The organism is Aquimixticola soesokkakensis (genome assembly GCF_900172375.1).
Classification (GTDB): Bacteria; Pseudomonadota; Alphaproteobacteria; order Rhodobacterales; family Rhodobacteraceae; genus Aquimixticola; species Aquimixticola soesokkakensis.
On the sequence record NZ_FWFS01000003.1, the window covers coordinates 192,644 to 206,416 of the forward strand.

General features: G+C 61.1%; 14 protein-coding genes. 6 read left to right on the top strand and 8 right to left on the bottom strand.

The features are described 5' to 3' along the window. Positions 1 to 82 precede the first annotated feature (82 nt). The 6 genes from AQS8620_RS05355 to AQS8620_RS05380 all read left to right on the top strand — a co-directional run bounded on the left by AQS8620_RS05355 (position 83) and on the right by AQS8620_RS05380 (position 5,521). Positions 83 to 1,051 carry a type II secretion system F family protein gene (locus AQS8620_RS05355; protein ID WP_085835815.1) on the top strand — a complete coding sequence of 323 codons (969 nt, stop codon included), beginning with the start codon at positions 83 to 85 and terminating at the stop codon, positions 1,049 to 1,051. 9 nt (positions 1,052 to 1,060) lie between these two features. Beyond that, positions 1,061 to 2,047 (top strand): type II secretion system F family protein, encoded by a 987-nt coding sequence (locus AQS8620_RS05360; protein ID WP_085835816.1) that lies wholly within the window; start codon positions 1,061 to 1,063, stop codon positions 2,045 to 2,047. A 105-nt stretch (positions 2,048 to 2,152) separates the two neighbouring features. Then, positions 2,153 to 2,677, top strand: a complete 525-nt coding sequence (locus AQS8620_RS05365; RefSeq protein ID WP_085835902.1) for a tetratricopeptide repeat protein — start codon at positions 2,153 to 2,155, stop codon at positions 2,675 to 2,677. Positions 2,678 to 2,803: 126 nt separating this feature from the next. Continuing rightward, the gene (locus AQS8620_RS05370) at positions 2,804 to 3,661 is read left to right on the top strand and encodes a tetratricopeptide repeat protein (protein ID WP_085835817.1); all 858 of its coding nucleotides are present in this window, start codon (positions 2,804 to 2,806) and stop codon (positions 3,659 to 3,661) included. A 12-nt stretch (positions 3,662 to 3,673) separates the two neighbouring features. Continuing rightward, positions 3,674 to 4,180, top strand: coding sequence for a prepilin peptidase (locus tag AQS8620_RS05375; RefSeq protein ID WP_085835818.1), 507 nt, complete (start codon positions 3,674 to 3,676; stop codon positions 4,178 to 4,180). A gap of 27 nt (positions 4,181 to 4,207) precedes the next feature. Beyond that, on the top strand, positions 4,208 to 5,521 hold the full coding sequence (locus tag AQS8620_RS05380; protein ID WP_085835819.1) for a DUF8689 domain-containing protein: 1,314 nt from the start codon (positions 4,208 to 4,210) through the stop codon (positions 5,519 to 5,521). 13 nt (positions 5,522 to 5,534) lie between these two features. Here AQS8620_RS05380 and AQS8620_RS05385 read toward each other — a convergent pair whose 3' ends face one another. From AQS8620_RS05385 to pal, 8 genes are all read right to left on the bottom strand, one after another. Then, complete coding sequence (locus tag AQS8620_RS05385) at positions 5,535 to 6,296, bottom strand: LytTR family DNA-binding domain-containing protein (protein ID WP_085835820.1); 762 nt, start codon at positions 6,294 to 6,296, stop codon at positions 5,535 to 5,537. 114 nt (positions 6,297 to 6,410) lie between these two features. Next, positions 6,411 to 7,328 carry a bifunctional methylenetetrahydrofolate dehydrogenase/methenyltetrahydrofolate cyclohydrolase FolD gene (gene folD, locus AQS8620_RS05390; RefSeq protein WP_085835821.1) on the bottom strand — a complete coding sequence of 306 codons (918 nt, stop codon included), beginning with the start codon at positions 7,326 to 7,328 and terminating at the stop codon, positions 6,411 to 6,413. Then, positions 7,325 to 7,642, bottom strand: coding sequence for a chorismate mutase (locus tag AQS8620_RS05395; RefSeq protein ID WP_085835822.1), 318 nt, complete (start codon positions 7,640 to 7,642; stop codon positions 7,325 to 7,327). Before AQS8620_RS05395 ends, folD begins: the two co-directional genes overlap by 4 nt. A gap of 414 nt (positions 7,643 to 8,056) precedes the next feature. Further along, positions 8,057 to 8,899, bottom strand: coding sequence for a methyltransferase domain-containing protein (locus tag AQS8620_RS05400; protein WP_085835823.1), 843 nt, complete (start codon positions 8,897 to 8,899; stop codon positions 8,057 to 8,059). A gap of 127 nt (positions 8,900 to 9,026) precedes the next feature. Further along, positions 9,027 to 10,943, bottom strand: a complete 1,917-nt coding sequence (gene ftsH, locus AQS8620_RS05405) for an ATP-dependent zinc metalloprotease FtsH (protein WP_085835824.1) — start codon at positions 10,941 to 10,943, stop codon at positions 9,027 to 9,029. Between the two features lie 77 nt (positions 10,944 to 11,020). Beyond that, positions 11,021 to 12,274 (bottom strand): tRNA lysidine(34) synthetase TilS, encoded by a 1,254-nt coding sequence (tilS, locus tag AQS8620_RS05410; protein ID WP_143267427.1) that lies wholly within the window; start codon positions 12,272 to 12,274, stop codon positions 11,021 to 11,023. Positions 12,275 to 12,300: 26 nt separating this feature from the next. Next, positions 12,301 to 13,170, bottom strand: coding sequence for a tol-pal system protein YbgF (ybgF, locus tag AQS8620_RS05415; RefSeq protein ID WP_085835904.1), 870 nt, complete (start codon positions 13,168 to 13,170; stop codon positions 12,301 to 12,303). 66 nt (positions 13,171 to 13,236) lie between these two features. After that, the gene (gene pal, locus AQS8620_RS05420; protein WP_085835825.1) at positions 13,237 to 13,770 is read right to left on the bottom strand and encodes a peptidoglycan-associated lipoprotein Pal; all 534 of its coding nucleotides are present in this window, start codon (positions 13,768 to 13,770) and stop codon (positions 13,237 to 13,239) included. Between the last annotated feature and the right edge of the window lie 3 nt (positions 13,771 to 13,773).

Below are 13,773 nucleotides of genomic sequence, written 5' to 3' on the forward strand. Positions count from 1 at the left end.
GGCCGCAATCGACCGGTATTCGTGACTCTGTAGACAAACCCGACCGCAGAGTCGCGCGCGCCCCGAGCAAGAGAACTGACCCATGAATATTACTGCCGAACCTATCATCTATGGTGTGATTTTCATCGCCGTGCTGTTGCTCGTCGAGGGCATCTATCTGACGGTCTTCGGCAAGTCGATTTCGCTCAACAACCGCGTGAACCGCCGCCTTGAACTGCTCGAAAAAGGCGGCGCGCGCGAAGAGGTTCTGGACCAGCTGCGCAAAGAGATGTCGCAGCACCTCAAGTCGCGCCAGATCCCGCTGTATTCGGTTCTTGCCGAGAAGGCGCAAAAGGCCAATATCGCCTTTACCCCTGCGCAACTCATTATGATCATGGGCGTTTTGTCCTTCATCGCTTTTATCGGGCTTTCGGTTGCGACCGAAACCGCGCCTGCCGTGCGCATGTTGGTCTCGGCCGTGATGGGGATTGGGGCTGTCTTTGTCTGGGTGAATGGCAAGGCCAAGAAGCGCATGGCGCTGATCGAGGAACAACTGCCCGATGCGGTGGAGCTGATGGTGCGATCCCTGCGCGTCGGCCACCCGTTTTCGGCGGCGCTGACCATCGTATCCAAGGAAATCGCGGATCCCCTTGGCTCGGAAATGGGCGTTATTTCGGACGAGGCTGCCTATGGTCGTGACCTTGGCGAAGCGCTCAAAGGCATGGCCGAGCGCCTCGACATCCAGGACATGCGCTTTCTGGCCGTGGCTGTGGCGATCCAGCAGCAATCGGGGGGCAACCTTGCCGAAGTGCTCGACGGTCTGGCCAAGGTGATCCGCGCCCGCTTCAAACTGTTTCGCCGCGTCAAAGCCATTACCGCAGAGGCGCAGTGGTCGGGGAACTTCCTGTCCGGCTTTCCCCTGCTTGCCGTCGTCATGGTGAATGTGATCAAGCCCGATTACTACGATGTCGTCAAAGAAACCGGCGCATTTATCCCCGCCTGTCTGGTCGTCGCAGGCTTTCTGGTGACCAACATCTTCGTGATGAAGGCCCTCGTGAACATCAAGGTCTAAGGCAACACCATGAACGCATTGAACTCTCTTGCCGCTTCGATTTTCGGGGACAGCCTTGGACCCTTTGGCGGGCTGATTATCGTCGGCATTCTGGGCCTGATCCTGATCGTGCTGACCCTGCCGATGTTCCTGAACCAAAAGAAAGACCCGCTGGACAAGCTGCGCGACGAACGCCGCGGCCTCACGCCCAAGGACAGCGAAAAGAAATCCCTGCGCTACGGCACCAAGAACGACAAGCTGGCGAAATATTCCGCCTTTCTCGAACCCCAGGACGAGGAAGAATATTCTGCCGTGCAGCTCAAGCTGATCCAGGCGGGCTATCGCGGCAAAAACGCCGTGCGCATGTACCATTTCTCGCAATTCGCGCTGGCGCTTGGCCTGCTTGCTGTGGGCGTGTTCATCGCCATCATCAAATCCGCCACCGGCGAGCCCTCGACCCAATCGCTGATCATGTCGGTGCTGATTCCGGGCGGCATCGGCTACATGGGCCCCAAATACTGGATCACGCGCCGTGTCGAGGAACGCAAAAAGGAAATCACCAACGGCTTTCCCGACGCGCTCGATCTGATGCTGGTCTGCGTCGAGGCCGGACAGTCGATGGACCAATCCATCATTCGCGTGTCCAAGGAAATCCGCGCCGGTTTTCCCGCGCTGGCAGATGAATTCGAAATCGTCAGCTTTGAGATCAAGGCCGGTAAGGACAAGACCACCGTGCTCAAGGACATGGCCGAGCGCGCCGGTGTGAACGATGTGACCTCTTTTGTGACCGTGCTGATCCAGTCGCAAAGCTTCGGGACCTCGATTGCCGATGCGCTGCGGGTCTATGCGAGCGAAATGCGTGACAAACGCGTGATGCGCGCCGAAGAGGCCGCAAACAAGTTGCCCACCAAGATGACACTCGCCACAATGATGCTGACGGTTCCACCGCTGCTCATTATTCTGATTGGCCCCTCGGTCTATGACATCTATGTGCTGCTGAACCAGAACAACTTCTGAGGCGACATGACCCGATTTGCGCATCTGCGCTTTGACACGACAGCGGCGCGGGGGCCTTCCCGCGCCCGTTGCCGTTTTGCGTCCCTGCTGGGCGTCGCCGTTCTGATGGGGCTTGCGGGCTGTGCGCAGACCGGCGCGCTCAAACCGCTCAGGGATACCGACGGCTTTGCGCCGGGGGTGGCGCAGGGGGCGTCCGTGGACGGGTTGATCGTCGGCCACCGCCTGATGGCAGCGGGGCAATACGAACTCGCGCTTGAGGCCTATCTGCGCGGCGCGGCCGAACACGGTCTGACGGTCGATGTGCTCTCGGCGATCGGATCGGCGGACCTGCGGCTGGGCCGTTTGGGACAGGCCGAAGAGGTGCTGCGGCGCGCGATAACCGTGGACGAGACCTTTGTGCCGGCATGGAACAACCTTGGTGTTGTGCTTGCCGAGCAGGGCCAGTGGGGCGAGGCAGAGCGCGTGTTTCGCACGGCCTATGCGCTGGATAGTGGCGAAAGTGCCGAAATCCGTGAAAACCTGCGTCTGGCGCTCGCCAACTTGGACGATCCGCTTTATGGTGAAGGGGTTGAGAGCAATTTTGCCTTGGTACGACGGGGAACGGGGTCTTACCTTCTCTTGTCGACCTGACCGCTCTTGCACAGGCTTGGGGACGATCCGGCACCATACAGAGTGCGCATAATCGGACGGACCACCAGATAAAGGCCGTGCATCGGGATAAACGGGGCAACGAGCAGTGAGAGGGACGCAGGCAAAATGCGCCATTCAAAGATTCTTATGCTGTGCCTCGCGGGCATGGTGTCCCTGTCGGCCTGCGGCAAGAACGCGACCGATGACGTCAAACGTGCCAAAACATCCGTCAATGTGATCGACGAAAGCGGGTTGAGCGACATCATGCTCTCGGCCACCGATCCCGAAGAAGCGGTTTCCTACTTCGAGCGCGCCTCGCAATCCGAACCCGACCGCATCGACCTTAAACGCGGGCTGGCGCTGTCGCTGACCAAAGCGGGCAAGTCGGTGCAGGCGATCAGCATCTGGCAACAGATCCTCGAGACCTCCGACGCGACGAATTCCGATCGGGTGAATCTGGCCGAGGCATTGATCCGCGCCGGTGACTGGGACAAGGCCGAACTGGCCCTCAACGAGATCCCGCCAACCTACGAAACCTTCCAGCGCTACCGCCTTGAGGCCATGGTCGCCGATAGCGACAAGGAATGGCAAAAGGCCGATAGTTTCTATGAAACCGCTGTGGGCCTGACCACCAAGCCCTCCGGCGTGCTCAACAACTGGGGCTATTCGAAACTGTCGCGCGGCGATTACCGCGAAGCCGAAAAGCTGTTCGCCCAAGCCATCACCTATGATCCCTACCTCTTCACCGCCAAGAACAACCTCGTTCTGGCGCGCGGCGCGCAGGGCAAATACGACCTGCCGGTGGTCGATATGACCCAAAGCGAGCGCGCCGAGCTGCTCTATACGCTCGCCCTTTCGGCGATCAAACAGGGGGATGTGACCATCGGGCGCGGCCTGTTGCAAGATGCCATCGAAACCCACCCGCAGCACTTCGAGGCCGCAGCCCGGTCGCTTGCCGCGCTCGAAGCCAATGTCGTCAACTAAGGGCGGCGGGTCATGTTAGCGCTTCCCGCCTCCGCCGCGCTGTGGTTCCTGCCCTTCGCGATTGTGATCGGCCTTTGGGTCGCCTTTAACGACATGCGCGCCATGAAGATTCCCAACCTTGCGGTCGGGGCGTTGCTGGTGGTCTATGTGGTGATCGGGCTGATCGCCCTGCCGCTGGATCAATATCTGTGGGGCTATTTGCATTTCGTTGTCGTGCTCGCGATCGGCTTTGTGCTGAACATGGCGCGCGCGCTTGGCGCAGGGGATGCAAAATTTGCCGCCGCCATGGCGCCGATGGTGCCGATGATCGACCTGCCAGCCGTGGCGGTGCTGTTTGCGGCCTGCCTTTTGGCGGCCTTTGCCACGCACCGCCTTGCCCGCGCAATCCCCATAGTCCGCCGCGTCACGCCCGAATGGGCAAGCTGGACCCACGGAAAATTCCCCATGGGGCTGGCACTGGGACCGACCCTGATTTTCTATCTCCTGCTGGCCAGCTTCATCGGCGCGCCAACGCCCTGATCCCCCAACACATCGAGCCAAGATCACATGACCGCGCAAAACACCCCCAATGTGACCCCGCCCCCCGTGCCGCGGACTTTGGCCGAAACCGGCCTCTCGCTGGTGATGATGCGGGATATCCTGCTCAAAACCATGTTTCGCCAGAACCTTGAGCAGGTCTCCGAGCTCAGTCGCGGGCTGTGCCTGCCGATTACGGTGACGCAGGAGCTGGTCGATCTGGCGCGCACGCAGAACCTTGTCGAGGCGACCGGCACGCTGCATGCCAACTCGTCGAACGAAATGGGATATCGCCTGTCGGATGGCGGCAAGGCCCGCGCGCTCGATGCGCTGGCGCAGTCGGAATATTACGGCGCGATGCCGATCCCGCTTGAGGTCTACCGCGAGCAGATCAAACGCCAGTCCGTGCGCAATATGAACCTCACGCGCAAGGATCTGACCGATGCGATGGGGCATCTGATCCTGCCCCCCACCCTTTTGGACCAGCTTGGGCCTGCCGTGGGGGCCGGTCGCTCGATTCTGATGTATGGTCCGCCGGGGAACGGGAAATCCTCGATCTCCAACGGGATTCGCGATGCGATGGGCGACAATATCTATGTCCCGCGCGCGATTGAATATTCCGGTCAGGTGATCACCGTCTTCGATCCCATCATCCACAGCGAAGCCGCCGAGGCCGAAGACGACCCCAACGCCCTGCGCCGCACCGCGCGCCGTTTCGACCGCCGCTACGTCTACTGTCAGCGCCCCACGGTGGTCACGGGCGGCGAGCTGTCGCTCTCCATGCTCGACCTCGTGTACAACCCCACAGCGCGCACCTATCAGGCCCCGCTCCAGCTGAAATCCACGGGCGGGATTTTCATCATCGACGACCTTGGTCGTCAGGAAGAGCCGCCCCAGAAAATCGTCAACCGCTGGATTGTGCCGCTGGAAGAAAGCAAGGATATCCTTGCGCTCCAGTCGGGCGAAAAATTCGAAGTCCCCTTCGATACGCTGGTGATTTTCTCGACCAACTTCCACCCGAACGAAATTTTCGATGGCGCGGCCTTGCGCCGGATTTTCTTCAAAATCAAGGTCGACGGGCCGGATCAGGAAGGCTTTTTGAAAATCTTCGCGCTTGTTGCGCGCAAGAAAAAGATGCCGCTGGATGAGGGGGCGTTGATCCATCTGCTCAAGAAAAAATACCCCACGATCCAGAATAATTTCGCCAACTACCAGCCGGTGTTCCTGATCGACCAGATGATCGCGATTTGCGACTTCGAAGGCATCCCCTACCAGATGACCCCCGATCTGATCGACCGCGCATGGGCGAATATGTTCGTCAAAGAGGAAGTCATCGCGCATTAGGCGCAACAGGGTCTCAGGCGCTGGCGCGTCCGGCGTATTGCCAACCGGCCTCTTCGATCACGCCTTGGTTCGCGCGGCTCACAGGGACGCGCTCGCCGTTGATCAGGACCAGAAAATGACGCCCGTTTTCCTTTTCCACGCAGCGCACCGCCGCATGGGCCACCCAATGCGAGCGATGCACCTGCGCGCCCTTGAGACCGTCCAATTCGGCCACAGCATCGGCAAAGCGCATCAGCACCCGTTCCGAGCCCAGATTGGTCGCCACCTCCACATAGTGGTCGTCCACGGTCAAATGGTAGACCGTAAGCGCGCGTTTGTCCGACAGGCGTTCCAGCAGGCGTAAGCGGCGGGGCACAGCCGTGATTCCTGCCCGAACAAAGAACACCCGCCCCACCGACAACAGCGCGCAGACAAGAACCGTCACCGGCAAAATGAAGTAAATATCATCGGGATTCAGCCCCTCGACCCCCGCGAGGCCGGTGGTCACCGAGTAGCCGTAGGGGCAATAGAGCAGCGTGATCAGCACCGTTTCCGCGCAGCCCCGCCAGACCAGATCGACCTGGGGAAACCGCCGATCAAGGGCGACGCGCACGCAGTAGCCCAGAACAATGGCCCCCGCAATCATCACCGCCCAATAGGCCAGCCGTGCTGCAAAGGGCATGTCGTAGAAGGTGCCGAACGGGCCGGACATGCCCATCACCATCGTCAGCACGAAAAAAACGAACAAGCGAAACGGTGCTGTGACCTCCGCCATCACGTCCTTGATATAGTTCATCTCTGCCCCTGCCCCCGTTCTCAGGGACTGGGAATAGACAAAAAACCCAATATTTTCAATGGATAACTCATTAAAAAATACAAAAGTATATCTGCGTGAATATTCTTGTGAATATTACGCAGTCAGCCCCTCGGGTTCGGCCACATCATGCGCGCGACAGCAGGCCGTGACCGTATTGGCCAGCAGGCAGGCAATGGTCATTGGCCCCACGCCCCCCGGCACCGGTGTCACGCCCCCTGCCACCGCGGCCACGGAGGCAAAGTCCACATCGCCCACAAGGCGGGTCTTGGTCGTGCCGTCCTCGTTCGTGCCCCGCTCGGGGGCGTCGATGCGGTTGATGCCCACATCGATCACCGTCGCGCCCGGCTTGATCCAGTCGCCTTTGACCATTTCGGGCCGTCCCACGGCAGCCACCACGATATCGGCTTGCGCCACCACTGCCGCGAGGTCTTGGGTGCGCGAATGGGCAATGGTCACCGTGCAGCTATCGCCCAGCAGCAGTTGCGCCATCGGCTTGCCCACGATGTTCGAGCGGCCGATCACCACCGCAGATTTCCCCGAGAGCGACCCAAGCTGGTCGCGCAGCAGCATCAGACAGCCCAGCGGGGTGCAGGGCACCATCGACTTTTGCCCCGTGCCAAGCAATCCGACATTGGAAATATGAAACCCGTCAACGTCCTTTGCGGGATCGATCGCGTTGATCACCAGCGCCTCGTCCAGATGCGCAGGCAGCGGCAATTGCACCAGAATGCCGTGAACCGAAGGGTCGCTGTTAAGCTGGTCAATCAGTGCCAGCAGATCGGCTTGGGATGTGTCCGCCTCCAACTTGTGTTCGAAGGAATTCATCCCCACTTCGACGGTCTGCTTGCCCTTGGCACGCACATAGACCTGACTTGCCGGATCCTCGCCCACCAGCACCACCGCAAGGCCCGGCGTGATTGAGTGGCTTTCCTTGAGGCGGGTCACATGGGTTGCGACCTTTTCGCGAACGGTCGCGGCAAAGGCTTTGCCGTCGATGCGGGTTGCGGTCATGTCATATCTCCTGCGGTGCCGAGGGTTTGTTCTTCGCGAGCAATAGAGGTCTCGATCATTTCGCGCCAGAGCCGCGTGGCCAGCTCGGGATCAAAGCCGGTGCTTTCGGCCTTGGCGCGCACTTTTTCCAGCACATCCGCGACACGGCTATGCGAGCGGGCGGCGATGCCCTCGGCAGGCTTCAGGTCGATGGCACGGTCGATATAGCTTTGGCGGATCGTCAGCGCCTCCACCAGATCCCGATCCAGCCGGTCAATTTCAGCGCGCAGTTCGGCCATGGAACCGATCTGTGCAGCGGGGCGATAAGGGGACATCTGGGCGCTCCTGACAGGGGTGTCCGTCCAAGCGACCAGATCACTTCGAGGCGCCATCACGAACAGTGTTAAGGGGGCTTTAACACGTGGGACTTAGGCTGTGAAAGACCGCGCCAGACGCTTGTGGAACATTTTTGACGGTCCGCGCGTTGTCTTGGTGTCACAAAGGAGATGAGTTATGAAATCCGCAGCTATCGCAATCCCCGCATGTTTTGGTCTTGGCCTGATGTTCAGCGCTGTGTTCTTGCTGCTTCTCTAATCCCGCATCTTGCCCTGCGCGCCATTTGTTGGCTCGCGACTTGGCACCTAAGGCGCGGTCCAGCCGCGGATGCCCCCGCATGGCGGCCCCGCCCACGCAACGATCCCGCTAACGCAGCAATCCCGTTCACGCAGCGATGAGGCCCGCTCTCGCGCTCACTCGGGTATTTTGACCACGGCAAAGAGCCTGCGGAAGGGAAACCAGAGTGCCCGCCCCGCCGTACGCGGATAGGCCGCTTCGATTTCGCGACTGTATTGCGCAAGGTAGAGCGCCTGATCCGTTTCTGAAAGCGCCTCAAGATAGGGCTTGAGGTAGGTCGCACGGGTGAAGGTGACCACAGGATGCTCCTCACGGCTCGCATCCATTTTCTGAACATAAGTACAGGTCCAGACATCGGCTTGCCCCAAGCCGTCCAGAAGATCTGCGTAAAACGCCATGTCGCGAACATGAAGCGGGCGCGGCGTCGAAAACCGATCCGGGAACAGGGCTGCGGCAACCTCGCGTGCAAGCTTGTGGCTTGGCGCATCATGCTGGTCGGGCATCTGACAGGCCAACACGCCCCCCGCTCGCAACACCCCCGTCAGGCGCGGCAAAACCGTGTCATGCCCGGGCACCCAGTTCAAAACCGCATTGCTGAAGATCAGCGCAGGCGGTTTGGGCGGCTCCCAGCTCCGCACATCCCCCAATTCGCAATATTTATAAGCACCGTTGTCGCTTGCCTGTGCCAGCATCTCTGGCGAGGCATCGACCCCGATAATCGAGCGGTCAGCAAAGTGAAGCGACAGCGCAGGCCCCGCCGCCCCGTTGCCACAGCCCAAATCCACCACGCGCCCCTTGGGCAAGGTCGGCACCCGCGCCATCAAATCCAACGCCGGACGCAGCCGCAGGTCATGGAACTGCTCATAGAGGGCAGGATTCCAGCCCGTTTCCAACACGGGTGTCGGCTTGGGCGGTTTCTTTGAGGACGCTGTCCGTTTCCTGGCAAGTTTATCGGCCATTTCCGGCTCCTTTTCAGTATTGCCGCCTTATCGCACAGCCATGTGGCAAACCCGTGAAGGCGCATAAAAACGCCGCACAGTTTCCTGCGCGGCGTTCTCTCATTCTGTCACGTCCAAATCGAACGGATCACGAGGTTGGCTCCGGCTCCAAACCGCTGTCGCCCTCTGTTTTTGGCTTGGAGCGGGTCTTGGGAATGGCCGTCACGGAGGGCGCGTTGCCTTGGTCCGTATCGTCGTCATCGCCCCGGTTCAACGCTTCACCTGCGATCACCCGCGTGATCTCTGTGCCCGTCAGCGTCTCATATTCCAAAAGACCCTGCGCAAGACGTTCGAGATCCTCGTTCTTTTCGGTCAGGATGCGCTTGGCTTCGTTATAGCCGTTGTCGATGATTTCCTTGACCTTGTCGTCGATCAGTTTCTGGGTGTCGGAGGAATGGTTGGTCCCGCCACCGTAGTTGCCCAGATAACTGTCCTGCTCATTGGCATAATCGACAAACCCAAGCTCATCCGAATAGCCGAACTGCGTGACCATGGCGCGCGCGATGCGGCTGGCCTGCTGGATATCCGAGGAGGCGCCAGAGGTGACGTTTTCCTTGCCAAAGATAAGCTCCTCCGCGACACGCCCGCCCATCGCCATCGCGATTTTCGAGGTGTATTTCGTGTAGCTCACCGACAGTTGGTCGCGTTCGGGCAAGGACAGCACCAGACCAAGCGCGCGCCCGCGCGGGATGATCGTCGCTTTGTGGATCGGATCATGCTGGGGCACGTTGAGACCGACAATCGCGTGGCCTGCTTCGTGATAGGCGGTCAGTTTCTTTTCGTCCTCGGTCATGACCATGGACCGCCGCTCGGCCCCCATCATCACTTTGTCCTTGGCGTTTTCGAAATCTTCCATCGTCACGAAATGACGCCCGACACGCGCCGCCATCAGCGCCGATTCGTTCACAAGGTTCGCAAGATCCGCGCCCGAGAACCCCGGCGTGCCGCGCGCAATCACGCGCAAATCGACGTTGGGACCAAGGGGCACTTTGCGCGCATGGACGTTGAGGATTTTCTCGCGGCCCTTGATATCGGGATTGGGCACCTGCACCTGACGGTCAAAGCGACCGGGGCGCAACAGCGCCGGGTCCAGCACGTCGGGGCGGTTAGTGGCAGCCACAAGGATAATGCCCTCGTTGGCCTCGAACCCGTCCATCTCGACCAGCAGCTGGTTGAGGGTCTGTTCACGCTCGTCATTCCCGCCGCCATAGCCGGCACCGCGCGAGCGGCCCACGGCGTCGATTTCGTCGATAAAGATGATGCAGGGCGCGTTCTTTTTGCCCTGTTCGAACATGTCGCGCACACGGCTCGCACCGACACCGACAAACATCTCGACGAAATCAGAGCCCGAAATGGTGAAAAACGGCACGCCCGCCTCGCCCGCAATCGCGCGCGCCAGCAGGGTTTTCCCCGTCCCCGGAGGCCCGACCAGCAACGCACCCTTGGGGATTTTGCCGCCCAGACGCGAGAATTTCTGCGGATTGCGCAGGAATTCCACGATTTCTTCCAGCTCTTCTTTGGCTTCATCGATGCCGGCCACGTCGTCAAAGGTCACGCGGCCATGCTTTTCGGTGAGCAGCTTGGCTTTCGATTTGCCAAAGCCCATCGCACCGCCTTTGCCGCCGCCCTGCATGCGGTTCATGAAATAGATCCAGACGCCGATCAGCAGCACAAAGGGCAGGAATGTCATCAGGATCGTCTGGAACCCGCTTTCCTCCTGTGCTTTGGCGTTCACCGTCACACCGTCGGCCAACAGTTTGCTGGTCACCTCGGCGTCTTGCGGTTTGATCGTGTAATAGTTGCTGCCGTCGCTACCGCGAAACAGGACGCGCTCGCCGTCAATCGTGACGGTCGTCACATCACCGTTGTCGACCTGACGCACAAACTCGGAATAGCTCATCTCGCCAGTGTTCATCGTCGTCGCATTGCCGCTGAACAGATTGAACAGCGTCAGGATCAGCAAAAACAGCACGACCCAAAATGCGATGTTTCTCGCGTTGCCCACGGGAATTCTCCTCAAAACTCATCTCTGTCGGAGGCCCGACAGATTGTTTCTCTAAAATAGGGATCAGCGGCCCAAGTTCAATGCGATAAAAGCGTTGAAAAGAAGTGAACGCCATCGGGCACCGTCCAAAGGCCGTCCGACCCGCTGTCCAAAAGCGGCGCGACGCGCAGGTTGTCGCCTTGCCACAGCCCCGGCGAGACCTCAAGCACTTCGCGCGGCAGGCCCGATGCGCGCCATTCGGGCCGCGCCCCAAGCCCGTCACTGCCCAAAGCGCGGATCACAAGCCCTTCGCTTTGCTCACATTTCAGCTGCCAGCGCTGGTCCCAAAGCGCCCCTGCAGGCACCGCAAGACCGGCAATGGCCCCATACTCGCGCAGCAGCCAGACCTCCTCCTTGCCCGCCAGCAAGCGACAGCCATGCAGGGTTGCCGCACGCCCGCGCAACAGCGCGCTGAGGAAGTCCTGAAGCGCCATCGCCCGTGGGCCGTAATCCGCCGAAGACAGCCAGCGCAGCGCCTGAGACATCAGACGGCGGTTGATTTCGGGCGCCGCCTGGCCAAATTTGCGCCGGTTGATGCACAAGGCCCCGCCCGCGACCCGCAGGCAGCTGCGCGCGTGTGCCTGCGTTGCCACGTCGAGCGCCTGTTGCACCTGCGCCAGATGATCCATCACCCGCCCCACCACATGCATGTCGATGCCAAGCGGGGCCAATTCGCCCATCGCCTTGCGGGCTTTCACCCGCTCGAAGGCCGCATCGTCATTGGAGGGGTCGTCGATCCACGGCTGGCGGATTTCGCGCAGATAGGCGCGCAGCTCGAAGCGTTCCTGCATCAGCAGCGGGCGTACCCAGGTCAGCCCGCCCTCCTCACGCCGCCGCGCCATGCCGGTCAACCCGTCCAGCCCCGCCTCGCGCGCCAGACGCATGAAAAACGTTTCGGCCTGATCGTCGGCGGTATGGGCCAGCGCAACGCAACCAAGGCCGCGCCCGCGCGCCCACTCCCCGATCAGCGTATAGCGCGCGCGCCGCGCCGCACCTTGCAGGTTGCCGCTGCCATCCCAATCGTCCCAGCGCAAAATATCATGCGACACCCCGAGGGCGGCGCAGGTATCCCCGACGAAGCGGGCCTCCTGCGCGGCCTCGGCCCGCAGCCCGTGATCGACCGTCACCGCATGGAGGGTGATTTTCTCGCGCCCTGCCCACTCCACCATCAGCCGCAGCATCGCCATGGAATCGCCGCCGCCCGACACCGCGACCCCCACCGCGCGCGGTTTGTCATGCGCGAAGGCGCTCGCGATACAATGTAACAGAAACGGGATGTTGGGCGCGCTCACCCTGACGTGTTCCGGGCCATCGCCAATCAGGAACAGCCCAAGCTTTGGCGCGAAAAGGTCGCATCGCTTGCGGCTTGCGATCCGGCGTAGCGGCTCATCACTTCGCCCAGCATCACGCAGGCCTTGTCGGTTTGCCCCAAAGAGGCCAGCGTCGTGCCCACGCGCAACAGCGCATCGGGGGCCATGTTGCCCTCGGGAGCGGTTGAATAGGCCTCAAGATAGGCCCGCGCCGCATCCGACGCCCGCCCCGTCGCCAGCAAGGCCTCGCCGCGATAATACATCGCCGCAGGGGTCAGCGGACCGCCGGGATAGGTTTCTGTAAATGTCGCAAAGGCGCTCAGCGCCCCCTCATATGCGCCACCGTCCAGCATGGATTTGGCGGCGTCGAAATCCGATTGTTCGTTGATGGCAAGCTGGGGCATGTCGCCCCCGCTCGGAGTCGCGGGCGCCACAGAGGTCGGGGTCGCGCTGGTGCCACTGCCCCCGCCCAGCGGGGCAAGGGGGGGCAGATTGCCGATGTCGCAGCCCGCCTCAAGTTCACAGATACGGAAATTGAGATCGTCGAGCTGGTTGGTCCCGTCCTCGACCACGCGGTTCACACGAAACTGCAATTCTTCCAGCTGGTTGGTGAGTTGCGTCAGACGCGCTTCGATCAGGTCGACTTTTTCCAACACGCCGGCCTGAGCAAAATTCGCGCTTTGCGTTGCGCCCGAACCGTTCATTTCCTGCCGCAACGCCACAATTTGCGCGGCCAGTGTCGAGGCCTCGGCGCGGATATCGGCCAAAGTGGCGCTGTCTTGCGCCTGCGCAGGCAGGCAGAGCGCCAGGGATGCGGCAAAAGCAGCGCCCGCAACGGCGCGCGGCAGGGTCAAAGCGGTCAGAAACCGGAAGGTCATCGCAAAATCCTTTTTGTCGGCGCGCGCAACGCCTTTTGCGCGCGCCATTTTACGCGGTCAGCTAGATCAGACGCCAGCGCCCGCCGCAAGAACGGTCACGGCGCGACGGTTTTGCGCGTAGCAGCTTTCTTCGGAACACACCGCCAGCGGACGCTCCTTACCATAGGTCACCGTGCGCAGACGCGAGGGCGCGATGCCTTGGGCGATCAGGAATTCCTGCACCGCAGCGGCGCGGCGCGCACCCAGCGCAAGGTTGTATTCGCGGGTGCCCTGCTCATCGGCGTGGCCTTCGATGATGGCCGTGTAGCCGGGGTTGTTCACCAGCCAGTTGGCCTGGCCCTGCAACACGGTGCGCGCGGTGTCCGAGAGGGTGGATTGGTCGACGAGGAACAGGATGCGATCCCCGACCTGCTGGTTGAAATAGGCCACCGAATGGGGGTCGTTCACGCCGCCCAGACCGTTCTGGTCAATGCCGGTGCTCATGCCGCCATTGAGGCCATCCGCGGCGCCGCCGGAGCCGTTTTTGAAGCGGTTGGGATTGGTACAGGCGCTTGCCGCGAGGGCTGCGACCAGAAGAATGGCAGTCGAAAGTTTTTTCATTTG